The organism is Propylenella binzhouense (assembly GCF_009866965.1).
Lineage (GTDB): Bacteria > Pseudomonadota > Alphaproteobacteria > Rhizobiales > Afifellaceae > Propylenella > Propylenella binzhouense.
This window is the reverse complement of record NZ_SPKJ01000010.1, coordinates 18,507-42,028: the sequence shown is the minus strand read 5'-3', so window position 1 is coordinate 42,028 and position 23,522 is coordinate 18,507. Positions and strand designations below refer to the sequence as shown.

Sequence of the window (23,522 nt, the reverse complement as noted above, 5' to 3'; positions counted from 1 at the left end):
CGGCCGCCGAGGGACCGGCGGGGCGAGCCTGGAGGGGGCGCTGCGCGGAATGAACGAGGCCGTTGTCGTCCGCCACCACATTCCCGGCCGCACGCGGCTCGTCGTTTCGGCCTGGCCGGAGCCAGGCGGCCTGCGGCGGCTCGAATCGGCGCTCTCGGCCCATCACGGGCGGGTCGCATCCGCCAATCCCCTCACGAGGACCCTTCTTCTCAGGCACGGCCGGGACCTGAACCCCGCCGCGCTCGCCGCATGCGTCGCCGCGGCCCTTTCCGAGCAAAGTCCCGAACCCTCCATCGCGGACCGCGAATGCGGCCCGGCCGGGCGCCACCCGATCTCCGGGGCAGCCGATCCCGGGCCGATCTCGCCGGACGCAATCGCCAGGCAGAGCATCCCGGATGCGCTCGCCGGCCTCGGCAGCACGCCGCGCGGGATCTCGTGCGAGGAGGCGCGCGACCGGCTCGCGGCATTCGGCCCGAACGCCATGCCGGAGCCGGAAGGCCGCTCGCGCGGCGAAATGCTGCTGTCGCAGCTTACGACGGTGCCGGTCGCCCTCCTGGCCGGCTCCGCGGTGCTCTCGCTCGCCACCGGCGGCATCGTGGACGCGGCCGTCACGATCGGGGTCGTCTTCGTCAACGCGGCGATCGGCTTTTCCTCCGAGGACGCGACGGAGCGGCTCATCCGCCGGCTTTCGCGGCCGATCGAGCACGAGGCAACGGTCTGCCGCGCGGGCAAGACGATCCGCATCCGCGGACGCGACGTCGTCCCCGGCGACGTCGTTCTCCTCTCGCCGAGCTCGATCGTGCCGGCGGATGCGCGCGTGCTGGAGGCCAACGACGTCGCGCTCGACGAGGCCGTCCTGACCGGCGAGAGCCTGCCCGCGGAAAAGACGGCCGACGCGATGGAGACCGCGCCGTCCGGAGTCGCCGACCGGCGGAACATCGTTCACGGCGGCACCGTCGTCACCGGCGGCAATGCCCGCGCCGTCATCTTCCGGACTGGGACGAACACGGAGATGGCGTGGACGCGCGGCCTGATCGGCAACGCGACGCCGCCGCGGCCGGCGAGCGAGGAGGCGCTTGCCTCGCTCGGCGTGCGCCTCGCGGCCGGCTGCATCGCGATATCGGGGCTCGTGATGGGGATCGGCCTGATCCGCGGCGAGCCCTTCGTGGCGATGGCGAAGAGCGCGATCGCGCTCGCCGTTTCGGCCATTCCGGAAGGCCTGCCGGCGGTGGCGACGACCGCCCTCGCCCTCGGCGCGCGCGCCATGGAGCGGGAAGGCGCCTTCGTCCGGGCGCTGCCGGCGGTCGAGGCGATCGGAACCGTCGACACGATCTGCCTCGACAAGACCGGCACGCTGACCGAGAACCGGATGGCGGTCGCCGCGATCCATCTCGGCGGCGAGACGCGGGAGCTTGCGCCGGGGGAGCGCTGGCCGACGGCGGAGCAGCCCGACCTCGAGGCGCTCGCGCGGGCGGTCACGCTCTGCAACGAGGCGAGGCTCGGCCGCCTTTCCGGTACGGCGACGGAGCTCGCGCTTCTCCGCTTCGCCGCCGATCTCGGGCTAGACCCAGACGGGCTGCAGGATCTCGCCCCGATCCGCGCGGCCAGGAGCCGGGACGCCCGGCGGCGCTGGATGGCGACCGAGCACGCCCTGAATGGCGCGCCCTATATCGCGCTCAAAGGCGCACCGGACGAGCTCCTCGCGCTTTCCGGAACCGAACTGATCCAAGGCGGGGCCCGGCCGCTCACGCCGGAGCGGCGGGAGAGCATCCTCGAGGCGAACGGCGCGCTCGCACGGAAGGGGCTGCGCGTCCTCGGCGTGGCGCAGGCCGCGAGCGCGCTCGACCACGACCAGCCGCAGGATCTCGTCTGGCTCGGACTGATCGCGCTCGCCGATCCCGTGCGCATGGAGGCGCGCGAGGCGATCGGCATTCTCCACCGCGCCGGCGTGCGCACCGTCATGATCACGGGCGACCAGCCGGCGACGGCGCTCTCGGTCGCCCAGGCGCTCGACCTGTCGCGCACCAGCATCGTCAACATCGCCGACGGCGCGCAGATCGGCCGTCTCGACGATGCGGCGCTCGGCGAGCTCGCGCTCAGGACCTCGGTGTTCGCGCGGGTGAGCCCCTCGGACAAGCTGCGCATCGTGCAGGCGCTCCAGGGGGCGGGGCGCCGGGTCGCGATGATCGGAGACGGCGTCAATGACGGCCCGGCCCTGCGGGCCGCGGCGGTCGGGGTCGCCATGGGCAGGAACGGCACCGACGTCGCCCGCGAGGTCGCCGACATCGTCATCGCGGACGACGACCTGCGGGAACTCGCCCGCGCCATCGCGCGGGGCCGGGCGACCGACGACAATGTGCGGAACTCGGTGCGCTACCTGCTTGCCACCAATTTCTCGGAAGTGCTCGTGATGCTGACGGAGGCCCTGCACGGCAGGGGCGAGCTCGAGGCGCCGATGGAGCTGTTCTGGCTCAACCTCGTCACCGACATCCTGCCCGCCATAGGGCTCGCGCTCGCCGAGCCGCGCGGCGACGTCCTGGCGCGTCCGCCCCGCGCCGTGGACGCAGGCTATTTCACGCGCGGGGAAGCGGCCGGTATCGGCCTCGACGGCGCCGGAATTGCCGCCGCCGCGCTTGCCGCCCACTTCACCACCATGGCGCGCGCGGGGCTCGGACCGCGGGCGCGCACGGCCACCTTCACGACGCTCGCGCTCGCCCAGATCGCCCACGCCTGGACGCTGCGCGACCGGTCCCCGGGCGCGGACGCGGCGCTGCTGGCGTCCGAACGCCGGCTCGAGGCATTTCTCGCGGCAGCCGCGGCGCTGCTCGCCGTCCCCTTCCTCCTCCCGCCGCTCAGGCGGCTCCTCGGAATCGCGCCTCCAGCCCCGGGCGACCTGCTTGCGGCAGGCGCGCTCGCGGGGACCTCCTTCGCGCTCGCCGAGGGGCGGAGGATCATCGCCCGCGGCGGACGGAGCGCGAAAGCGCCAGGCTAGCCGCCTGCCCGAACAGCGTGACGGCGGGGCCGGCCACCCGGCCGCGTGCCAGCTGCACCAGCCCGCCTGCGACGAGCCCGAGATAGGCGATGCTCCAGAGATCCGCGCGGCCGCCCGTCAGCCGGCCGACGAGGTCCTCCGCCCGCTCCAGCCGCTCGAAGGTTTCGCCGACGGGGTCGATGGGCGCGACCGGCTCGGCGGGCGCGAGCAAGAGCAGCCCCGCCTCCTCCAGGGCGGCGGCAAGCGGCTCGAACCTGCCCCTGTGGCGGAGCAGCAGGCTTGCGGTCTCCGGCCGGAACTCGACCTGCTCCACGCCCGGGACGCTTGCGATGGCGCGGGCGGCGTCGGTGAGTGCCGCCACGTCCGGCAGCGGCCTTTCGAGGCCGATCCGGACGCGGCCGGGCAGCTGATGGCGGATGCGGCCGCGCATCGTCAGCCCGCCTGCTCCGACGCTTCCGCCGCCGCGTCAGCAGCCCCGGCGCCGGCCTCGCCCGCCCCGGCTTCCGCCTCGGTCATCTCGTGCAGGACCTCGGCGACGAGGTCCTCGACCTCCTCGCCCATGCGCGCCGCCGCGACCCGCGCGGCGGCATATCCCTCGAGCCCCGCCCGCAGGGCGGACTTGGCATAGGGCCGCGCGGTCCGCCAGACCACGGGGCCGACCACCGCCGCGCCTGCGCCGAGCGCGACCCCGACGAGGAATCCGCCCTTCACGATCTCTCTGAGCGCCATCGGACCTCCCCCGCTTATGTCTTGCGCCCAAGATGCGGCAGCGCGCGGAACGGCCGCAAGGCGGACGGGCCGTCGCGCCGCCCGGCGCCATTATGAAGGGGACGGTCCGCCGGCGCCATGGAGCAGGGCGGGCAAGGCGCCGCCTCTGCGCGTCAGACGCGCCGGAAGAGGAGCGACAGATTGTTCGCAGGCATCTCGACCACCTTCTCGAGCGCGAGGCCGGACCCGGCCGCGGCCGCTTCCACCGCATCGAGATCGCGGAGCCCCCATTCCGGATCGGAACGTCCGAGCTGCGCGTCGAAGGCTTCGTTGCTCGGCGCCGTCGGCACGCCGCTCCGGCGGAACGGGCCGTAGAGATAGAGAAGCCCGCTTGCGCGCAGATGCGCCCCCGCACCCTCCATCAGGCAGAGGGTCGCGCGCCAGGGCGAGATGTGCACCATGTTGATGCACAGGATCGCGTCGAACGGGCCGGCCGGCCACGCTCCCGCGCAGACGTCGAGCACGATCGGCGCCCGCACATTGGCGAGGCCGCTCGTCTCGACCCAGGCCGAGATCGAAGGCAGCATGCGCGGATCGCGCTCGCTCGGCTGCCACTCGATCTCCGGATAGGCGCCGGCGAAATGGACGACGTGCTGTCCGGTGCCGCTCGCGATCTCCAGGACCCGGCCGCTTTCCGGCAGCGCGCGCCGGAGGATTGTGAGGATCGGCTCCTTGTTCCGCTCAGCCGCCGGCGCGACCTGCCGCATCCCGGTGTCCATGCCGGCCGTCTCCTAAGCGCCTCACACGCCGATGAAGCTTTTCACGATCTCCGAATCCGGGGCAAGCTCCGCCATCGCGCCCTGGAAGACCACACGGCCGCGGTCGAGCAGGCAGCATTCGTCGCAGACGGCCCGCGCCACGTGGAAGTTCGTCTCGACGAGGAGCATGGTCGTTCCGTTCGCGCGCAGCCGCCGGATCGCCTGCGAGATCTGCTCGATGACGACCGGCGCGAGCCCCTCCGTGGGTTCGTCCATGATCACGAAGCGGGAGGAGCCGACGAGCGCCCGCGCGATCGCGAGCATCTGCTGCTCGCCGCCGGAAAGCTGGCCCCCGAGATTGCGCCGGCGCTCGGCGAGCCGCGGAAAGAGGCCATAGACCTCCTCCACGCTCAGCCGCTCGTGACGGCCCGCGGCCCGGTCCGCGACGCGGAGATGCTCCTCCACGGTCAGGCTGCGGAAGATGCCGCGATCCTCCGGCACGTAGCTGATGCCGCGGCGGACGATCTCGTAGGTCGGCCGGCCTTCGATCGCCTCGCCGTCGAAGCGGATGGTGCCGTTCCGCGCCCGCAAATAGCCGAGCACCGTGCGCAGCGTGGTCGTCTTGCCGACGCCGTTCCGGCCGAGCAGGCCGAAGCAGGCACCGGCGCGAACCGCGAAGCTCACGTCCTGCAGCACGTGGCTGTCGCCGTAGAAGGCGTCGACGCCGGCGAGCTCAAGCATGGGCCGTTCCGAGATAGGCGGCCTGCACCTCACCGCTCGCGCCGACCTCCTCCGGCGTCCCGGTCATCAGCACGCTGCCGCGAACGAGCACGGAAATCCGGTCGCAGAGATTGAAGACGAGATCGAGGTCGTGCTCGACGAGCATGATCGTGATGTCGCGCGGAAGGTCGCGCAGGAGATCCGCGAGAAGCCGGCGCTCGTAGGGCGAGGCACCGGCGGCCGGCTCGTCCAGAAGCAGGATGCGCGGCTTCTCGGCAAGCGCCAGAGCGATCTCGAGCTGGCGCTTGCGCCCGTAGGAGAGTTCGCCGGCCCGGCGTCCGAGCTCGTCGGCGAGCCCGACCCGCTCGGCAAGGCTCCGCGCCGCCTCCAGGACGCGGCGGTGGCGCCCGATGCGGCCCCAGGCATCGAAGCGCGAGGGATCGGTCGCCTGGACGGCGAGCCGGAGATTCTCCTCCACGCTCAGCGCGTCGAAGAGCGCGCTCTTCTGGAACGACCGGCGCACGCCGAGATGGGCGATATGCGCCGGCGGAAGGCGCGTGATGTCGCGCCCGAACACCTCAACCCGACCGGCATCGGGCGGCAGCCATCCGGAGATGATGTTGAAGAAGGTCGTCTTGCCGGCGCCGTTCGGCCCGATGATGCCGCGCCGCTCGCCCTCCGGCACGGCGAGATCGATGCCGTCCGTCACCCGGAGCGCCCCGAAGGTCTTGCGGAGCCCGGCGACCACCAGCGCGCTCACCGCCGCCGCACCTTCGCCAGGACCGCATCGAGCCCGCCCGAAACGCCTTCCCGGAAGAGCGCGACCGCCGCCATGAAGAAGAGACCGAAGAACAGCAGATAGTGCTCCGTGACGACGCTCAGGCCCTCGCGGATCGCGATGAAGACGAGGGCGCCGATCGCCGGCCCGAGAAAGCTCCGCCAGCCGCCGATGATGACCATCAGCAGCACCTCGGCCGAGACCCGCCAGGAAGCGAGCTCGGGGCTCGCGAAGGAGAGGTTCTGCGCCTGCAGCATGCCGGCCAGCGCGGCGGCCATGCCGGCGACGGTCAGGCAGGCGAGCTTGTTCGCCCAGACCTCGTAGCCGAGCGCCCGCGCCCGCATCTCGTTCTCCCGCACCGCCACGATCACGCTGCCGAACGGCGACTTGATGAAGCGGTAGAGGATCAGGAGGGTCAGCCCGAAGAGGACGAGGACGTAGTAGTAGAACGGAACTGTCGCCCACAGATCGATCCCCCAGGCATCCAGCTCGGGCCGGGGGATTCCCACGATGCCGTTGTCGCCGCCCATCTGGGGCGTCCTCACCAGGACCGCATAGAGCATCTGCGAGAAGGCGAGCGTGATGAGGAGAAAGCGCACGCCGCTCGTCCGCAGGCAGAGCGAACCGAGCGCGATCGCGAAGACCGCCGATCCGGCGAGCGTGACAAGCATCGCGGGCACGGTCGGCCATTCCCAGAGCAGGGTGAGGGCCGCGAGCCCGTAGGCGCCGAACCCGAAATAGGCGGCCTGGCCGAGCGAGACGTAGCCCATGTAGCCGAGCAGGAGATTCGTCGAGACCGCGAAGAGCGCGAGGATCAGGATCTCGGTGCCGAGCACGACGAGATAGTCGCTCGCCACGAAAGGAAGCGCCGCAAGCAGCGCGAGCGCGACGGCGAGCGCCGCAACCACCGGGAGGCGCTCGCTCCGTGCCGAGGCCGGAACCGGCGGGACCCGGCCTTCTGCACTCCCGGCCGTCATCCGGCCGAACGTGCGACGCGGAAGAAGCCGCCCGGGTTGAACGCGAGGATCAGCGCCAGGAAGATGTACATGGCGAAGCTCTCGAGGCCCGGCAGGTAGGCCTGCGCGAAGGTGTTGATGAGGCCGATCGCCAGGGCGGCGACGAAGGAGCCCATGATCGAGCCGAGCCCGCCCGCGATCACCACGATCAGCGTCAGGATCAGGATGTCCATCCCCATGTGGGAATAGACGCTGAGGACGGGCGCCGCCACGGCGCCGGCGAGCCCGGCGAGCCCCGCCCCGAAGCCGAAGACGAGCGCGAAGAGCCGGTCGACGTTCACCCCCATCCCGACCGTCATGTCGTGGTCGTCGACCGCGGCGCGCACCGTCGCGCCGATGGTGGAGCGGTCCATCACGAGCCAGACGCCCGCCCCGACGGCGACGCCGAGAGCGATGATGAAGAGCCGGTAGGTCGGGTAGCCGACGCCGAACACGGACACCGAGCCGCTCAGATAGCCGGGCGTCGCGATCGTGTCGTATCCGGCGCCATAGACCATCTCGACCACCCCGATCACCGCGAAGGAAAGGCCAAGCGTGAAGAGGGCGATGTCGAGATGGGTCGACCGCCCTCCCCTCACCAGCGGCTTCAGCATGAAGTACTGGAAGAGCGCGCCGAGGAGCGCGGGCACGAGAAACGCCACGGCGAGCGCGAGCCAGAACGAGCCGCTGAAGCGCGCCACGCTGAACCCGGCATAGGCGCCGATCGTGTAGAAGGCACCGTGCGCCAGGTTCAGATAGTCCATCATCCCGAAGATGAGCGTCAGCCCGAGCGCCAGCAGGAATGCCAGCATGCTGAGCTGGAGCCCGTTCAGGACATTGATGGCGAGCGTGTCCACGGCTGCGCGCCCGGCCCGCTCATCCGTCCATCTTGCAGCCGGGCAGATCCTTCCCCGGCTCGATCGTCTTCACCAGCTTCTCGACGAGCTTGCCGCCCTCCTCGGCGACCTCGACCAGATAGAGCTTCTCCAGCTGGGCGCTGTTCGCATCGCTGAAGGTGATCCTGCCGCGCGGCGCATCGATCGTGAGGCCCCGGATGGCGTCGACATAGGCCTTCCCGTCGGAGACATCGCCCTTCACCGCCTCGATGCCGTCGAGCACGGCGAGCGCGTTGTCATAGCCGAGACCGGCCGTCACGTTCGGCACCATGCCGTACTTCTCGGAATAGGCCTTCACGAAGGCGTCGCTCGCGGGCGTACCGGCGGCCGAGGTGTAGACGGTGGCGTAGCGCGCACCGAGGACCGTATCCTTGCCCATCGCCGACCAGAGCGCCGAATCGTAGAGCCACTGGTCGCCGCGGAGCGGCATCGTGTCCTGCAGGCCGAACTCGGCATGCTGCTTCACCGCCTGGATCGATTCCGCGCCCGCATACCAGGCGTAGACCATCGCGGCGCCGGAATCCTTCGCCTTGGCATAGACCGGACCCCAGTCCTTGGTCTGGCGGAACACCGTCCAGTACTGGTCCTTCACGGTCCCGCCATTCGCGGTGAAGCCGTCCACGAAGCCGCGGATCATGGCCCTGCCGGCGGCATAGTCCGGACCGAGCGTGACCGCCGTCTTGTCCTGCAGTTCGTTCGCCCAGTAGGCGCCCGAACCCTCCTGCAGGGCATGCGCGCTGAAGCCGGAACGGATGGCATAGGGGTGGCAGTTCTCGGCGTTGAGCTCGTCGGCGACCGCAAGCGCGAGCACGAGCGGCGTCTTGGTGCGCTTGGACAGGTCCGAGACTGCGAGCGCGACCGCGGAGCTGACCGTGCCCGCCAGCACGTCGACGCCGTCCGACCTGATCAGCCGGTTGGCGACCCTGACGCCCACGGTCGGATCGGCCTCCGTGTCCGCCTTGACGAGAACGATCTTCCGTCCCGCCGCCATGCCGCCGCGCTGCTCGAGCGCCAGTTCCCAGGCGCGGTCGATGTCCTCGCCGAGCTGGGCGAACACGCCCTTGTAGGGCAGCAGCAATCCGACCTTGATCTCCTCCTGCGCCATCGCGGCGGACGAGCACAGGGCGCCCGCCAGTGCGGCGAGCCCCGCAAACGCGGCAAGCTTCTTCTTCATCGGCTCCTCCCAACAACCCCTTCGGGGGCGGGCGGGTTCGGCCCGCCCTGCCCCGCGCTTCAACCCATCATGCCCGCTTCGCGATAGGCGCGCTCCGCGCCGGGATGCAGCGGGACGCCGCCGATGTTTTCGCTCTTCCATGCAACCTTCGGGTCGAACGGCGACAGCGCCTTGTTCTGCTCCTTGAGCGCGGCGGCATTGTCGATGAGCTGCTTCGTCAGGCCGTAGGCGAGGTCGTCCGACATGTCCTTGTTGACGATCAGCACGGTGGTCGCGCCCGGATAGACCATGTCGCTCTTCATGTCGTCGAACGACCCCTTCGGCAGCACCGCGCGCTGATAGCCGAGATCGACCATCTTCTGCATGGCAGGATCGGCGATCGTGCACCATTCCACGTCGTAGCTGTAGGCGATCTCCTGCACCTTCGGGTGGCCGACCGCGGCCGGCTGCACCCAGACGTCCGCCTTGTCCTCGACCAGGGCGGAGGCCGCCGCCTCGAGCGCGCCGCGGTTGATGGAGCCGCCCCAGCTCTTCAGCGTCGCCTCGTCGATGCCGTGGGCGCGCAGCAGCATGTCGGTCGTGACCGCGCCGAGCGAGCCCGGCTGCAGGCAGGTGAAGCGGACGGGCTTCTTGGCGGCGAGCGCCGCCGAGACGTCGGCGAAGCCCGAGCCGGCCTTGGTGACGATCACGAGGTAGTACTGGTCGAGGCTGCCGGCGAGCGCCCGCACGTTCTCGGCGGTCGCGTCCTGCACGTCGGTCATCTTGGCGCGCGCCCAGCGCAGGTTGCAGCTGAACGTCATGCCGACCTGGATCTTCTCGCCGGCATTGATCAGCTTCACGTTGCCGACGGCAGCCGCATAGGGGCGCACGTTGACGGTCCCGCCGGCGGGGAGCGCATCCTTCAGGAACTGCGCCATCTGGATGCCGTACTGGTACCAGGAGCTGCCGGCGGCCATCGTCCCGATATCGACGCTCTGCGCCTGGGCAAAGGCGCGGCCGCCCGCGAGCATCGTGGAAGCGGCTAGCGTTCCGGCGACGAACTGCCGGCGCGAGGGTGCAATCATGACTGCCATCAAGTCCTCCCTTTCAATACGGTCTTGGCGGCCTCGCCGCTGGTCGATGTTCCGAGCTCCGGCGCGGAGCCTTCCCTGCCCTGCCAGACGTAGACGAGGACGAGGACGAGGCCTCCGGCGAGGCTGATCCAGAGCGAAGGATAGATGAGCGCGATCGCCGCGGCGATGAGCAGCGCACCCTCGACCGGCCGGTTCTTGCGTCTCAGATAGCCGACATTGCCGGCCGCGAGCGCGTAGACGCCGATGAGAGCGGTCACGAACGACACCGCGGCCACCGTCATGCTGCCCTCGAGGATCATGGCGGGCTGCACGACGAAGGCGAACGGCACGAGGAACGCCGGCAGGCCGAACCGGACCGTCGTCCATCCGACCCGCGAGGCGGACGCCCCGGCGATCGAGGCCGCGGCATAGCTCGCCAGGGCGACCGGCGGCGTGATCATCGAGAGGCACGCGAAGTAGAAGACGAAGAAGTGCGCCGCGAGCGGGTTGATGCCGAGCTTGGCGAGCGCCGGCACGAACAGCGTCGCGCCCATGATGTAGGCGGCGGTCGTGGGAAGCCCCATCCCCATGATGATGCAGCCGGCGGAGACCGCGAGCAGGCAGATGAGGAGGTTGTCCCGCGAAAGGCCGACGAGCAGCTCGGTGAACCGGACGCCGATTCCCGTCTGGACCACGATGCCGACGATGATGCCGGCGGCGGCGCAGGGGATCGCCACCATGATGGCGCGCGAACCGCCATCGGCGAGCGCCTTCAGGATCCCGCGCGGGCCGATCCGGGTCGCTGCGGAGAAGAGGCTCACCACCAGCACGACGCCGATCGATTCCACCGCAGCCATCATCAGCTGGCGCCCGACCATCACCGAATAGACGAGATAGACGAGCGGCAGCAGGAGATGGAGCCGCATCAGGCTCTGCCGGAGCGGCACCTGGTCGGCGGCCGGGATCGGCTGGATCTTCCGGTAACGGGCCTCCAGATCGACCGCGATCAGCACCGCGAGGTAGTAGATCGCGGCCGGGATGACGGCGGCGGAGACGATACGGCTGTAGGGCAGGCCGAGATTCTGCGCGATGATGAAGGCGGCGGCGCCCATCAAAGGCGGCATGATCTGCCCGCCGGTGGAGGCGAGCGCCTCGACTGAGCCGGCGACGTGCGGGGCGTAGCCCGTGCGCTTCATGAGCGGGATCGTGAAGATGCCGGTGCCCATCACGTTCGCGACCGCGCTGCCGCTCGTCATGCCCATCAGCGCGGAGGCGGTGGTCGCCGCCTTCGCCGCGCCGCCGCGATAGCGGCCCGTGGCGGTGGTCGCGAGATCGATGAAGAGCCTGCCGCCGCCGGACGCGTCGAGGAACGCGCCGAACAGGATGAAATAGAACACGTAGGTCGCCGAGACGCCGGTCGGCACGCCGAATATGCCGTCCGTCGTGAGCGTCTGGAGGTCGATGAATTCGGTGAGGGACAGGCCGGAATGACGGAAGCCGAGCGGCAGGCTTGGCCCGACGAAGGCATAGGCGATGAAGATCAGCACGACCACCGTCATGCCGAGGCCGGCCGTGCGGCGCGCCGCCTCGACGACGAACACGACCACGGCAATGCCCACCATTGTGTCGCCGAGCGTGAGCTCGTCGACCTGCGGGATCCGGAGCACGAGCCGGCCGACATTGAGCATGTAGTAGGCGGCGATGGCGATGCTCGCGAGGATGACCACCACGCTGACGGCGACGTCGATCCGGCTTCGCCGCCGCACCAGTTCGCCGCCCTCGTCGATCTTCTCCTTCGGCGGGATCGCGGGGATGAGCGCGAAGGTCACCGCGAGGGCGAACGCCAGATGGAGCGGAAGCAGCACGAGATCGTCGTAGCTCGTCAGGAAGGCGAACGCGATCTGGACGATCGACCAGATTCCGGCCAGAACCATGCCGACGAAGATGAGGCGCTGGCCGAGGGTCTCGCTGCTATCGGACATCTAACTCGCTTTTCCGGACGATCGACTTGACGCGGAACGGACCGCAAGTCGGGCTGCGGCCGACCGGGACTGATCGGCGCTGCGGTGTGTCGATGTCGACATCCGGCCTCCTCCCGCGCTGCAGCTCTTTGCGGCTACTCGTGCCGAACTGGACCATCCCGAATTCAAGCTGTCAAGTACCAAAATGCCGATTTGCTGCCTCGGCCGCGCCGGCGACCCTGGCTCGCCGCGGCCGGGCGGGGCCCCGATATTGGCATTATCGTATTTGTATGCTTCTTGGGCGGGTCAGGAGTGAAGCGGTTGCGCGCGCTCACCAACGCGGCAGACGCTCCCTCCGGCCGACCGCAGAACGATACGAGCGAAAGGGCGGGAGCACCAGATGATCACGCGGGCCGAAACGCGTTTCGATGACCGGATCTATTCGAGCGAGTGGCGCACCTGGCGCGATCCGGAGATCCCCGAATACTTCAATCCGGTTTCCGTGCTGCTCGGCCGGCATGCCGGCGGCCCTGCCGACGACAAGCCAGCCCTGCTCGTCGACGGCGCTCCCATGAGCTATCGCGAGCTGCGGGCGCTCGTCGCGCGCACCGCACGCGGCCTCGCCGATCTCGGGCTGCGCCCCGGCGAGCGCATTCTCCTCTTCGGCACCGACAGCATCGAATATCTCGCCGTCTGGCTCGGCGCCGTGCAGGCGGGCATCGTGCCGGCCGTGGTCTCGGACCTCTACAAGACCAAGGACCTTCTCTATTTCATCCGGGACACCGATTCCCGCGCCCTCTTCATCGATTCCGAGCAGCTTCCGAAGCTCGCCGAGATCGCCCCAGAGCTCCCGCCCGGCCTTTCGACCATCCTCGTGCGACCCCCGGTCGCGATCGAATCCGGCGCGGTCGGCGGGCGGACCGTGGTCGATGCGGCGGCGGTGACCGCCGCCGCCGGCGAAGCGCCCTGCCCGCTCCGGCACTGCAACGACGTCTGCTACATGTTCTATTCGGGCGGGACCACCGGCACCGCCAAGGGCATCACCCATCTCTGCCACGACTTCTTCCTGGTGCCCTCGCGCCAGGGCGCGTTCTGGGAATACAGCGCCGATGACGTCGTCTTCGCCACTTCGAAGAAGTACTTCACGCACGGGCTCTGGCCGGGCGTGCTGATTCCGCTCGCCTTCGGAGCGACCGCCGTCCTGCAGCGCCGGCCGCCGAGCCCGGACGCGGTGATCGAGGCGGTGACGAGCACGCGCGCCACCAAGCTCATCACGGTGCCGACCGTCATCAAGAACCTGCTCGAGCACTGCCGGGCGAACGACCTCCACCCGGACTTCGGCTCGGTCGGCCTGGTGGTGAGCGCCTCGGAGAAGATCCCGCCGGAGGTGTTCGACCGGTTCGAGGCGGCCTTCGGGCTGGAGATCCTCGATTCGATCGGCAGCTCGGAGATCACCTACGAGTGGATCGCCAACCGCCAGAAGGATTCCAAGCGCGGCAGCCTCGGCAAGCCGGTCTTCGGCTACGAGATCCGCCTCGTCGGCCCGGACGGGGAGGACGTGACGGAGCCCAACGTGCCGGGCGAGGCCTGGGTGAAGAGCCGCACCTCGTGCTTCTTCTACTGGCGAAAGTTCGACAAGTCCCGCGAGACCTTCGTCGGGCCGTGGACCCGGACAGGCGACAATCTCACCTTCGACGAGGACGGCTTCTTCTGGTTCTCGGGCCGCGACAACGACGTCTTCAAGGTGAGCGGGCTCTGGGTTTCGCCGATCGAGATCGAGGCGGCCATCACCGAGCACCCGGCGATCCTGGAGGCCGCCGTCGTCGCATTCGAGGACGGCGACGGGCTGACGAAGCCGCGGGCCTTCGCCGTGCTCCGCCAGGGCGCCGAAGCGAGCGATGCCCTCATCGACGAGCTGAAGGCGAACGTCCGGCGCCTCGGCGGCTACAAGGTTCCCGCCGAGTTCCGCTTCGTCGACCAGCTGCCCCGCACCACCCTCATGAAGATCGATCGCCGGGCGCTCCGCGCGCTGCAGGCGGCCGGCTAGCCCCAGATCGCCTCGACCAGGAGCTGGACGCCGACGACCGAGAGGAGCACCAGCACCAGATAGTCGAAGGTGCGCTGCGACAGGCGGCGTCCGATCCAGGCGCCGAGCGGCATGCAGATCAGCACCGGAATCATGGACAGGAGCCCCTGCACCAGGATCGGTCCGGTCATCACGCCCGCGATCAGCAGCGACGGGATCTGGATGACCGAGAAGAGCGCGAAGAGGAGCGCGACGGCGAACAGATAGCCGTTCCGGGTGAGCTTCAGCGAATGAAGGAAGGTGATGCTGACGGGCGCGGAAACGCCCGTTGCGGCCTGCATCGTCCCCGCCGCGACGCCTGCGACCGGCGCAAGCCGCTGCCCGGCATCCATGGAGAGGACGAAGTGGGGCTTGGAGACCTTGAGCCCGATATAGAGGAAGAGGAGCAGCGCGAGCATGCCGGACAGCGCGCGCTCCGGGATGATGGTGAGCAGCAGCGTCCCGAGCGGGATGCCGACGAGCCCCCCGAGAAAGAGAAACTTGAGCGGCTTCAGCTCGGGCCAGACCTTCCGGAACTGCCAGACCTGCCAGATATTCGTGAAGAGCACCGGGATGGTCTGCACCGCAATCGCATGGGGCAGGCCCACCACGGTCGCCAGGATCGGCAGCGCAACGACCGGGATGCCGATCCCGGTGGCACCCTTCACCATGCTTCCCGCGCCAAGGGCAAGCGCCATCACAGCCAGGATTTCGAGGTCCGTCACGATCCGCTCTCTCGCATCAAAATGGAAAGGGGCGGCTCGCGCCGCCCCGGGAGAAGATTGTGGCCGGGACGGTCAGTCCTCGAAGCCGTAATCCTTCCAGCGCCGCTCCACGACATCGGAATGCTCCGGCAGCGGAACAACCGTGGGCGGGAAGCGATCACCGCCATACTGCTTCTGCGGCTCGAAATCGAGATTGCGGGTCGCGTCGATGAGGACACGGCACCACTTGCCCGTGCCGAACTTGATCGGATCGCGGTATTCGAGGCGGGTGGACGGATCGAGCAGCGAGCCGAACGTGGCCGGGAAGAACACGATGTCGTCCTCGGCGGCGTTCACCCGGTAGGCGAAGGCCCAGTCGATCGAACCGTAATCGTGGATGTCGATGTCGTCGTCGACCACCCAGATGTTCTTGTAGCGCAGATGCGCCGCGTTCGATCCCCAGATCGCCGCCGCCGCCTGCTTGGCCTGGCCGCGATAGGTCTGGCGAAGCTGGATGACGAGGGTCGTGCCGTTGTTGGCGGCCGGGCAGTGCACGTCGGTGACGCCGGGCACGCCCGCGGCCTTCAGCACGTTCCAGGCGACGCCGGCGCGCTGCACCGAGCTCGTCATGGAGTTCTCGTTGAGCCGCTTCGGCAGCGTGCCCTCGAGCGTGCCGCGATAGATGGGGTTACGCCGCATGGTGACGCAGGTCACCTTCGTCACGTGCTTCGGCCCCTGGTCGCCACCGAAATAGCCGGTGTACTCGCCGAACGGCCCTTCCATCTCGAAGGTCGACGGATCCGGATCGATGAAGCCCTCGATGACGATCTCGGCGCTCGCCGGCACCATGATGTCGCTCGTCTCGCACTTCACGAGCGGCACCGGCGCGCCGCGGATCGCGCCCATCACCTCGTATTCCGACACGCCGGTCGGGATCGGCGCGGATGCGCAATAGGGCAGGCAGGGCTCCCAGCCATAGACATGCGCCACCGGCATCTTCATGCCGCGGTCGGCCCATTTCTGGAAATGCACGCCCCAGTTCTGGGCCCGCCAGAGCAGGACCGGCAGCGTGTCGCGCTGGCCGATCATGCCGCGATAGATGCCGATATTGTGCTGTCCGGTATCCGGGTCGATCGTGACGGTGCCCTGGTAGGTGTTGATGTACCGGCCGCCGTCGAGCCCATGCCAGCGCGGCACGGGGAGCTTGTAGAGGTTGATGTCGTCGCCCTTGAAGATGAGCTCCTTCACCGGGCCGGTCTGCACCGTCTCCGGCTTCACGCGCTGGGCGAAATAGTGCTGGGTGGCGAGCACGAGGTCGGTGACCGGCGCGTCCTTCGGCAGCCCCAGCATCATCGCGATGCGCGAATAGTTGGACAGGCCGCCGGTGAAGAGCTGGTTCGACCAGACGTCATCCCCCGGTCCGTAGCCCTTGATGTTCTTGAAGAGGAGCGCCGGGCCCTTGCCCTGACCGAAGACGCGGCGGGCGATCGCGCCGATCTCGCCGTCCCAGTCGACCTGGGCATCGATCTCGTGCAGTTCGCCCTCCTGGCGGAGCGCCTCGATCCAGCCGCGCAGGTCGCCGAAGCTCCGGGGCTTCAGGCGATTCGAAATTTCCGGATTCGCGTTCATGGCTCCTCTCACTGGTACGTCCTTCCCGGGCCGGCCGTCCTTCCACCGCGGCCAGTGCCGCAGCCGGTCATTCGACCGGTCCCTTCTCTGGATTCTCGGGTGGTGAACTGCGGCCTTGTTGACGGATGCAGACCGCGCCAGACCGTCGCCGCCCACATTCTTGCATACCTATACCAAAAGCTCGATTTCTGTCTACGGCGATCGAACCTCGATTTTGCGGGACTTTGAGCCGGTTGCGGCCGCCTCCGCGGCAGCTTTTCGGCGGCCGCTTGATTTCCGGCTTGGGATGCAGAATAGCCTCGGAACGCGCCGGGAGTGGGAAGGAAAGCCGCAATGTGGGACGAACGCTATGCCGGAGACGAGTACCTGTTCGGCACCGAACCGAACGCCTTCCTGAAGGCCCAGGCGCACCTGCTGAAGCCGGGACAGCGCGCGCTCGCCGTCGCCGACGGCGAGGGGCGGAACGGCGTATGGCTCGCCGAACAGGGGCTCGACGTGGTTTCGATGGATGCCTCGGGCGTGGCGATCGCGAAGGCGCGCAAGCTCGCGGAGGCGCGCGGCGTCCACCCGACCTTCGTCCAGGCCGACATCGAGAGCTGGGACTGGGAGGCAGAGGCCTTCGACGTCGTCGCCGCGATCTTCATCCAGTTCACGCCGCCACCGCTCAGGGACAAGTGCTTCGCCGGCTTCAAGAAGACGCTGCGGCCGGGCGGCCTGCTCCTCCTCACCGGCTACGGCCCGAAGCAGCTCGAGTACAGGACCGGCGGCCCTGGCGTGCTCGAGAATCTCTACACGCGCGCGCTGCTCGAAGAGCGCTTCTCGGACATGGACATCCTGCTCCTCGACGAGCATGACAGCCTCGTCTCGGAGGGGAAGCGCCACACCGGCATGTCCGCGCTCGTCGATCTCGTCGCCCGCAAGCGCGCGTGAGGCGGGCCCGGCCGGCGAAGGCGGACCGGGCCGCCGCTCAGTTCCGGATGTCCTGGGTGAACCAGTCGATCGGGATCGGCATGCCCAGACGGGCCGCCCTCGCCCGCTCGTAGACGAGCCGCCCGATGGCCGCGAACTGCAGGCCGGCCGAGGTGTTGTGATAGAAGATGGTCTCCCCGTCCGAGGTCCGGCCCTCGATCTTCCCGGCGATCACGTCGGCGAGCATGCCGTAGGAGGTCGTCTTGTACCGGCGGCGATAGGCGCTGTCAGTCGGCCGCCGGGCGCGCTCCTCCTCCGTGCCGATGACGAGGTCGGTATAGGCGCCGGTGGCGTTGACGAACACCTTGTCGACGGCCTCGAAGGTGGCGTCGTCCATCTCGTCGTAGCGGCAGCGCACCAGGAACACGCCGGGCCGGTGGAGCTTCAGCATGTCGGCCGTGTAGACCGGCACGCGGGAATCCGTGCAGGTCGCCACCATGTCGACGTCCTTGAGCGCCGACGCGGCGCTGTCGCATGGCACCACGCGGATCCCGAGCTTCTCGCCCATCTCCTCCGCGAAGGCCTCGCGGTTCTTCGGCGTCGGGCTGTAGACGCGGACCTCCTGAAGCTCGCGGGCGACGGCGAGCGCCTCCGTATAGGTGCGGGCCATGCCGCCGGACCCGAGCACGCCGAGCACGCAGGCGTCCTTCCGCGCCAGGTATTTCGCGCCGACGCCCGCCGTCGCGCCGACCCGGACGTGCTGGAGGACGCCGTCGTTCAGAAGGCCGATGATCTCCCCGTTGGAGGTATCGATGAGGATGATGAAGCCGCAGTACCGGCCCGGCTCCATGCAGAACCATTCCTCGGTCTTCACGCCGCTATAGTCGGTCCATTTGAGGATGTCCGACTTGAAGCGGAGGGCAAGCGTCGGCGGATCCGCCATCGCGCCCAGAAGGTGCCCCCAGCGATAATAGTCGCCGTCCTTCGCGGTCGGCGACCAGAGGTCCACCCGCGGCTGGAAGGTCGCCTGTCCCCGCGCGTGCTGGAGAAGCGCGTTCTCCATAGCCGCGACCGCCTCGCCCATGTCGAGGACACGCGCGGTCACGTCGTTGTTGATGAGAAGGGTCATCGCTCCGGTCCGATCCGATCTGCCGTCAGGAAAGAAGAAGGCGGAGCTTGCCGCTCCGCCTCCGCGCCGCGTCGCAGATCGGGCCCTAGCCCTCGGTCATGTACTGGCGGGCCTTCTCGACGACCTCCTTCGGCGTCGCGAGAATGCCGTCGATGATCGTCTTCATCTCCTCCGCCGAGGCGGACGAAAGCGGGATCCCGCGCTTCTTCGCCAGCGCCTGGAAGTCCGGATCCTTCAGCACCTCCTGGAGCGCCGTGCGCACCATCGCGACGCGATCCTCCGGCACGCCGGCGGGGAACACGAGGCCGCGGCCGATGCTGTTGGCGGCCGACATGAAGCGGTAGAGCTGCTTCTCCTCGTCCGAAGCGGCGAGTTCCCGCAGAAGCGGGACATCCGGGATCGCGGGATCACGGGTCTCGCCGATCTGGAAGACGAGCTTGGCGTCGCCCTTGCCCGTCACCCAGTCCGGCCGGCTCTCCTGGAAGGTGAGCAGGCTCGACAGCATGCCGTGCACCTCGCCGCGGTCGACGGCGAGCATCGTCTCGCCGGTGCCGGGATAGGTCGTGATCACCTTGAACTTGGTGTCCTGGAAGCTGTTCAGCAGCGTCGGGATCACGTACTGGTACGAGCCGCGGCCGGTGGTGCCGATCAGCACCTCCTTCTGCTTGAAGCCCGCCAGGTCCGTGGCCGGCGCGTCGTTGCGGATCGCCATCGCGCTGTTCAGCGCCGAAATGACGCCGATCGGGATGAACTTGCCGGCGTCGTAGCTCACCTGATCGGGCGAGAGCAGCTGCTGGCTCGGCGCGTTCTGATGCATCAGGTAGATGACCGTGCCGTCCGTCTCGGCGGTATTGGCCACCTGGTTGGAGGCGCGCATGCCGCCGGCCCCGCCGACATATTGCGGCAGAACCTGCGGATTGCCCGGAATGTGCTTCGTGAGCGCGTCCGCGACGAGCTGGGCATAGATTCCGTACGAGCCGCCGGCGCTCGCAGGCACGATGAGGGTGATCGTCTTGCCGGCATAAAAGCTGTCCTGCGCGGCCGCCGGCCCGCCCAGGAGCGCAAGCGAGGTCGCCGCCGCGGCGGCCCATTTTAGCCAGGATCGCATCCGAATTCCTCCCGATGAAAGTGCCGCTGGCCCTCAAGGGCTGTTGAACAGCAATGGCACATATGGATACGATATTACCAAATCGAGCCCTCACGACAAGCAGGACAAGCAGGAAGGGAGCCCCATGCTCAAAGAGGCGGCAACTGGGGAGGCCGGCGCGGCCTACCCGGATCTCCATCGGCATCTGAAGGCCCTCGAGGAGGCCGGGCTGCTCATCAGAGTCGACCGGCCGATCAACAAGGACACCGAGATGCACCCGCTGGTCCGCTGGCAGTTCCGCGGCGGCTTCAGCGAGGCGCAGCGCAAGGCGTTCCTGTTCACCAACGTCGTCGACAGCAAGGGAAAGAAGTACGACATTCCCGTCGTCGTCGGCGCCCTCGCCGCCAGCCGCGAGATCTACCGGATCGGGCTCGGCTGCGAACTGAACGAGATCGCCGCGACCTGGAGCCGGGCTGCGGCCAACCCCATCCCGCCGAGGGTCGTGGAGAACGCCCCTTGCCACGAGATCGTGACGGTCGGCGACGACCTCGACCGCCCCGGCGCCGCGCTCGACGGCATCCCGGTTCCGATCTCGACGCCGGGCTGGGACAACGCGCCCTACACAACGCTCTCCCAGTACATCACCAAGGACCCCGACACCGGGGTCCAGAACATGGGCAACTATCGCGGGCAGATAAAGTCGCGCCGGCGGATGGGCATGAATCCCTCGCTCGAGCTGAGGCCCGGCATCTACACGCACTGGCTGAAGTACAAGGAGCGCGGCGAGCCGATGCCGGCGGCGGTCGTGCTCGGCGCACCGCCGGTCGTCACCTTCACCTCGACCATGAAGCTCCCCGAGAGGCTCGACGAATTCCACGTGGCGGGCGCGCTCGCCGGTTCGCCGCTCAACGTGGTGAAGGCGAAGACGGTCGATCTGCTCGTCCCCGCCGAGGCGGAGATCGTCATCGAGGGCTACATCCACACCGACTGCCTGGAGCCGGAAGCGCCCTTCGGCGAGAGCCACGGCCACGTCAACCTGCAGGAATTCAACGCCTTCATGGACGTGACGGCGATCACGCGCCGGCGCGATGCGATCCTGACCTCGATCATCAGCCAGGTCACGCCGAGCGAATCGAGCCTCATCAAGCGGGTCGCGATGGAGCCGCTCCTGCTCGACCATCTGCGCGAGGGACTGGGGCTTCGCTGCGTCAAGAAGGTGAGCCTGCACGAACCGCTCACCAATATCCGCAAGGTCGTCCTCATCCATGTCGAGAAGGGCACCCCGCGCGTGGAGATCTGGCGGGCGCTCTACGGACTGGCGAGCCAGCACCGGGCGATCGGCAAGTACGTCATCGCGGTCGACGACGACATCGACGTCGACAATGCCGATTCGATCCTCTGGGCGCTCTCCTACCGCTGCAATCCCGCGCTCGACATGGAGGTGATGAAGCACCGGGACCAGGGCCACGGGCCCCGCAGCGAGCGGAACGGCGGCGAGGACGCCTCCGTCCTCTTCGACGCGACGCTCAAGGAGCCGTTCCCCCCGATCTCGCTGCCCAAGCAGGAGTACATGGAGAACGCGCGGCACATCTGGGAGGAACTCGGCCTTCCGGAGCTCAAGCCGCAGACGCCGTGGTACGGCTATTCGCTCGGCGAATGGGACGCCAATCTCGAGCAGATGGCCGAACGGGCGGTGGCGAGCGACTACTGGACCACGGGCGACATCATCGCCCAGCAGAGGCGGAGCGACGTGCCGATGAACACGGAAGTGCGTCGCGTGAAGGATTAGCGGAGCGCGCCCCCGGCCAACCGGGGGCGCCTTTCGTTTCGCAACGCTGTGGATGCTCCCCGAGAAGGAGCGCGATCGGAGGAACACGGATGTCGGGCATGCTTACGGCCGCCTGGGCCGCGCTGGGGAACATCGCCGATCCCCTCAGGCTCGTGATGCTGACGGCCGGCGTGCTCGGCGGGCTCGTCCTCGGCATCGTCCCGGGGCTCGGGGGGCTGGTCGGCCTCACGCTGCTCCTTCCCTTCACCTATCACATGGACCCCTACACCGCGCTCGCCATGCTGATCGGCATGCATGCCGTGGTCGCAACCTCCGACGCGATCCCGGCCGTGCTCTTCGGTGTGCCCGGCTCGGTCGGCTCGGCGGCGACGGTGCTCGACGGCTTCCCGATGGCGAAGCGCGGCGAGGCCGGGCGGGCGCTCGGCGCCTCGTTCGCGGCCTCGCTCGTCGGCGGCCTCTTCGGCGCCCTGCTCCTCGCGGCGACGCTCCCCGTGATCCGCCCCGCCCTCCTCTTCGTGGGCGCGCCGGAAATGCTCGCGTTCTGCGTCTTCGGCCTTTCCCTCGCCGCCGCGCTCAGCGGCCGCTACATGCTGCGCGGCCTCGCGGTCGCCTGTTTCGGCCTGCTCCTCTCCATGGTCGGCGAGGACTACCAGTCCGGCACGCTCCGCTGGACCTTCGGCTCGATCTATCTCTGGGAAGGCATCCCGATCGTCCCCTTCGCGCTCGGGCTCTTCGCCATACCGGAGATCGCCGACCTCGTGGTCCGGCGCACCGCCATCGCCGGCAAGGAGCCGATGTCCACGCGCGGCCAGTGGGACGGGATCAAGGACGTCCTGCGCAATCTCGGCACGGTGATGCGGAGCTCGACCATCGGGTCCATCATGGGCGCCGTTCCGGGCCTCGGATCCGCCGTGATCGACTGGATCGCCTACGGCTCCGCGGCGAAATCGGTGAAAGGCGCGTCCGACACGTTCGGCAAGGGCGACGTCCGCGGCGTCATCGCGAGCGAGGCGGCCAACAACGCCAAGGAGGGCGGCGCGCTGGTGCCCACACTCGCCTTCGGCGTGCCCGGCTCCGCCGGCATGGCGATCCTGCTCGGCGCCTTCCTGATGCAGGGCATCGTCCCGGGTCCGGACATGCTCGGCAAGCATCTCGACGTCACCTACACGATGATCTGGAGCCTTGCGGTCGCGAACCTGATGGGCGCCGCCATCTGCTTCGCGTTCGCCCACCGGATGGCGAAGATCGCGCTCATCCCGATCGGCTATCTGGCGCCGGTGATCCTCGCGATCACCTTCGTCGGCGCGTTCCAGGGCTCCAACGACTGGGGCGACATCTTCGTCCTTTTCGGCGCCGGCGCGGTCGGCTACCTGATGCGCTCGCTGCAATGGCCGCGGCCGCCGCTTCTCCTCGGCTTCGTGCTGGGGACGCTGATCGAGCGCTATCTCTTCACCTCCATCCAGATCTACGGGCTCGGACTGTTCGCGAGACCGCTCGTTATCGCCACGCTGGTGGTCACCGCCTGGGGCCTGCTCGCGCCCGTCGCCGGCATCTTCCTCCGCCGCCGCGGGCGCCCGCCCCGCAAGCTCGCCTTCGGCTTCCTGCCCGGGCGCCTCGGCTGGGACACCCTCTTCGCCGGAGCCGCGCTCGCCCTCCTGGTGGTCGCCCTCGCCGACATGTGGCGGTGGCCGTTCGGCGCGCGGATCATCCCGGAGATCGTCTCCTTCGCAGGCATCCTGTTCCTCGCCGGCTATCTTGCGACCCGCCTCTTCGTCGAGGTGAAGTCGGCCGAGCCGGAGCCGGTGGGCGCCGACATGGATCTCGGGATCAGCCACGAGGACCTGACCCTGCCGGTCATCGTCAGGCGGTCGCTGGTGTATTTCGCCTGGCTCGGGCTCTATCTCGTGATCGCCGCTCTGATCGGGCCGCTCCCTGCGCTGTTCGTCTGGATGCTCGCCTGCATGATCGTGGAGTTCCGCATGAAGTGGCTGCCCTCCCTCGCCACGGCCGCGGCGACGTGGGGGCTCTCCTATCTCCTTTTCATCCGGGTCCTCCACGTGCCCTGGCCGAAAGGCCTGTTCGGCCTCTGAGGACACCCAGAGAAAAGGGGACACCCAAAGAAAAGGGCCGGCGCGAACCGCCGGCCCTTCCCGATCCGGGATCGATTCCGGAGAAA

The 23,522-nt window shown here is 68.8% G+C and carries 19 protein-coding genes; 5 read left to right on the top strand and 14 right to left on the bottom strand.

Annotated elements, in window-relative coordinates:
* Positions 1 to 49 precede the first annotated feature (49 nt).
* A complete protein-coding gene (locus E4O86_RS05320; protein ID WP_161139484.1) occupies positions 50 to 2,992 on the top strand; it encodes a cation-translocating P-type ATPase in 2,943 nt (980 codons plus the stop codon).
* Here E4O86_RS05320 and E4O86_RS05315 read toward each other — a convergent pair.
* The 10 genes from E4O86_RS05315 to E4O86_RS05270 all read right to left on the bottom strand — a co-directional run bounded on the left by E4O86_RS05315 (position 2,952) and on the right by E4O86_RS05270 (position 12,055).
* Positions 2,952 to 3,422, bottom strand: a complete 471-nt coding sequence (locus E4O86_RS05315) for a hypothetical protein (protein WP_161139483.1) — start codon at positions 3,420 to 3,422, stop codon at positions 2,952 to 2,954. The genes E4O86_RS05320 and E4O86_RS05315 overlap by 41 nt on opposite strands.
* Before the next feature lie 2 nt (positions 3,423 to 3,424).
* On the bottom strand, positions 3,425 to 3,721 hold the full coding sequence (locus tag E4O86_RS05310) for a DUF5132 domain-containing protein (RefSeq protein ID WP_161139482.1): 297 nt from the start codon (positions 3,719 to 3,721) through the stop codon (positions 3,425 to 3,427).
* A 152-nt stretch (positions 3,722 to 3,873) separates the two neighbouring features.
* The gene (locus E4O86_RS05305; protein ID WP_161139481.1) at positions 3,874 to 4,479 is read right to left on the bottom strand and encodes a DUF938 domain-containing protein; all 606 of its coding nucleotides are present in this window, start codon (positions 4,477 to 4,479) and stop codon (positions 3,874 to 3,876) included.
* Between the two features lie 21 nt (positions 4,480 to 4,500).
* Complete coding sequence (locus E4O86_RS05300; RefSeq protein ID WP_161139480.1) at positions 4,501 to 5,199, bottom strand: ABC transporter ATP-binding protein; 699 nt, start codon at positions 5,197 to 5,199, stop codon at positions 4,501 to 4,503.
* Positions 5,192 to 5,938, bottom strand: a complete 747-nt coding sequence (locus E4O86_RS05295) for an ATP-binding cassette domain-containing protein (protein WP_161139479.1) — start codon at positions 5,936 to 5,938, stop codon at positions 5,192 to 5,194. The genes E4O86_RS05300 and E4O86_RS05295 overlap by 8 nt, the downstream gene beginning before the upstream one ends.
* Positions 5,935 to 6,864, bottom strand: a complete 930-nt coding sequence (locus E4O86_RS05290) for an ABC transporter permease subunit (RefSeq protein ID WP_161139478.1) — start codon at positions 6,862 to 6,864, stop codon at positions 5,935 to 5,937. Before E4O86_RS05290 ends, E4O86_RS05295 begins: the two co-directional genes overlap by 4 nt.
* 65 nt (positions 6,865 to 6,929) lie before the next feature.
* Positions 6,930 to 7,808, bottom strand: coding sequence for a branched-chain amino acid ABC transporter permease (locus E4O86_RS05285; RefSeq protein ID WP_343039102.1), 879 nt, complete (start codon positions 7,806 to 7,808; stop codon positions 6,930 to 6,932).
* Between the two features lie 19 nt (positions 7,809 to 7,827).
* The gene (locus tag E4O86_RS05280) at positions 7,828 to 9,021 is read right to left on the bottom strand and encodes an ABC transporter substrate-binding protein (RefSeq protein ID WP_161139477.1); all 1,194 of its coding nucleotides are present in this window, start codon (positions 9,019 to 9,021) and stop codon (positions 7,828 to 7,830) included.
* 59 nt (positions 9,022 to 9,080) lie between these two features.
* Positions 9,081 to 10,094: a TAXI family TRAP transporter solute-binding subunit gene (locus E4O86_RS05275; RefSeq protein WP_161139476.1), complete on the bottom strand. Its 1,014-nt coding sequence runs from the start codon at positions 10,092 to 10,094 to the stop codon at positions 9,081 to 9,083.
* Positions 10,094 to 12,055 carry a TRAP transporter permease gene (locus tag E4O86_RS05270; RefSeq protein WP_161139475.1) on the bottom strand — a complete coding sequence of 654 codons (1,962 nt, stop codon included), beginning with the start codon at positions 12,053 to 12,055 and terminating at the stop codon, positions 10,094 to 10,096. The genes E4O86_RS05275 and E4O86_RS05270 overlap by 1 nt, the downstream gene beginning before the upstream one ends.
* A 379-nt stretch (positions 12,056 to 12,434) precedes the next feature.
* Here E4O86_RS05270 and E4O86_RS05265 point away from each other — a divergent pair, with 379 nt between their 5' ends.
* Complete coding sequence (locus tag E4O86_RS05265) at positions 12,435 to 14,081, top strand: benzoate-CoA ligase family protein (RefSeq protein WP_161139474.1); 1,647 nt, start codon at positions 12,435 to 12,437, stop codon at positions 14,079 to 14,081.
* On the opposite strand, the gene E4O86_RS05260 is transcribed toward E4O86_RS05265, so the two are convergent.
* Entirely contained in the window at positions 14,078 to 14,824 is a 747-nt protein-coding gene (locus tag E4O86_RS05260) for a TSUP family transporter (RefSeq protein ID WP_161139473.1), read from the bottom strand. The genes E4O86_RS05265 and E4O86_RS05260 overlap by 4 nt on opposite strands.
* A gap of 72 nt (positions 14,825 to 14,896) precedes the next feature.
* Entirely contained in the window at positions 14,897 to 16,432 is a 1,536-nt protein-coding gene (locus E4O86_RS05255; protein WP_161139472.1) for a UbiD family decarboxylase, read from the bottom strand.
* Between the two features lie 333 nt (positions 16,433 to 16,765).
* Here E4O86_RS05255 and E4O86_RS05250 point away from each other — a divergent pair, with 333 nt between their 5' ends.
* The gene (locus E4O86_RS05250) at positions 16,766 to 17,362 is read left to right on the top strand and encodes a class I SAM-dependent methyltransferase (protein WP_161139471.1); all 597 of its coding nucleotides are present in this window, start codon (positions 16,766 to 16,768) and stop codon (positions 17,360 to 17,362) included.
* A 37-nt stretch (positions 17,363 to 17,399) separates the two neighbouring features.
* On the opposite strand, the gene E4O86_RS05245 is transcribed toward E4O86_RS05250, so the two are convergent.
* Positions 17,400 to 18,470: an ornithine cyclodeaminase family protein gene (locus E4O86_RS05245; protein WP_161139470.1), complete on the bottom strand. Its 1,071-nt coding sequence runs from the start codon at positions 18,468 to 18,470 to the stop codon at positions 17,400 to 17,402.
* A gap of 85 nt (positions 18,471 to 18,555) precedes the next feature.
* The gene (locus tag E4O86_RS05240) at positions 18,556 to 19,578 is read right to left on the bottom strand and encodes a Bug family tripartite tricarboxylate transporter substrate binding protein (protein WP_161139469.1); all 1,023 of its coding nucleotides are present in this window, start codon (positions 19,576 to 19,578) and stop codon (positions 18,556 to 18,558) included.
* 124 nt (positions 19,579 to 19,702) lie between these two features.
* On the opposite strand from E4O86_RS05240, the gene E4O86_RS05235 reads away from it, so the two are divergent.
* Both E4O86_RS05235 and E4O86_RS05230 read left to right on the top strand, forming a co-directional pair.
* Positions 19,703 to 21,346, top strand: coding sequence for a UbiD family decarboxylase (locus tag E4O86_RS05235; RefSeq protein WP_161139468.1), 1,644 nt, complete (start codon positions 19,703 to 19,705; stop codon positions 21,344 to 21,346).
* Between the two features lie 89 nt (positions 21,347 to 21,435).
* The gene (locus tag E4O86_RS05230; RefSeq protein WP_161139467.1) at positions 21,436 to 23,436 is read left to right on the top strand and encodes a tripartite tricarboxylate transporter permease; all 2,001 of its coding nucleotides are present in this window, start codon (positions 21,436 to 21,438) and stop codon (positions 23,434 to 23,436) included.
* The last annotated feature ends 86 nt before the right edge of the window (positions 23,437 to 23,522 follow it).

Bases quoted from the DNA above. Each gene is read 5' to 3' on its own strand.
- E4O86_RS05320 (WP_161139484.1), top strand. From the start codon at position 50: ATGAACGAGGCCGTTGTCGTCCGCCACCACATTCCCGGCCGCACGCGG.
- E4O86_RS05315 (WP_161139483.1), bottom strand. From the start codon at position 3,422: ATGCGCGGCCGCATCCGCCATCAGCTGCCCGGCCGCGTCCGGATCGGC.
- E4O86_RS05310 (WP_161139482.1), bottom strand. From the start codon at position 3,721: ATGGCGCTCAGAGAGATCGTGAAGGGCGGATTCCTCGTCGGGGTCGCG.
- E4O86_RS05305 (WP_161139481.1), bottom strand. From the start codon at position 4,479: ATGGACACCGGGATGCGGCAGGTCGCGCCGGCGGCTGAGCGGAACAAG.
- E4O86_RS05300 (WP_161139480.1), bottom strand. From the start codon at position 5,199: ATGCTTGAGCTCGCCGGCGTCGACGCCTTCTACGGCGACAGCCACGTG.
- E4O86_RS05280 (WP_161139477.1), bottom strand. From the start codon at position 9,021: ATGAAGAAGAAGCTTGCCGCGTTTGCGGGGCTCGCCGCACTGGCGGGC.
- E4O86_RS05275 (WP_161139476.1), bottom strand. From the start codon at position 10,094: ATGGCAGTCATGATTGCACCCTCGCGCCGGCAGTTCGTCGCCGGAACG.
- E4O86_RS05270 (WP_161139475.1), bottom strand. From the start codon at position 12,055: ATGTCCGATAGCAGCGAGACCCTCGGCCAGCGCCTCATCTTCGTCGGC.
- E4O86_RS05265 (WP_161139474.1), top strand. From the start codon at position 12,435: ATGATCACGCGGGCCGAAACGCGTTTCGATGACCGGATCTATTCGAGC.
- E4O86_RS05255 (WP_161139472.1), bottom strand. From the start codon at position 16,432: ATGAACGCGAATCCGGAAATTTCGAATCGCCTGAAGCCCCGGAGCTTC.
- E4O86_RS05250 (WP_161139471.1), top strand. From the start codon at position 16,766: ATGTGGGACGAACGCTATGCCGGAGACGAGTACCTGTTCGGCACCGAA.
- E4O86_RS05245 (WP_161139470.1), bottom strand. From the start codon at position 18,470: ATGACCCTTCTCATCAACAACGACGTGACCGCGCGTGTCCTCGACATG.
- E4O86_RS05240 (WP_161139469.1), bottom strand. From the start codon at position 19,578: ATGCGATCCTGGCTAAAATGGGCCGCCGCGGCGGCGACCTCGCTTGCG.
- E4O86_RS05235 (WP_161139468.1), top strand. From the start codon at position 19,703: ATGCTCAAAGAGGCGGCAACTGGGGAGGCCGGCGCGGCCTACCCGGAT.
- E4O86_RS05230 (WP_161139467.1), top strand. From the start codon at position 21,436: ATGTCGGGCATGCTTACGGCCGCCTGGGCCGCGCTGGGGAACATCGCC.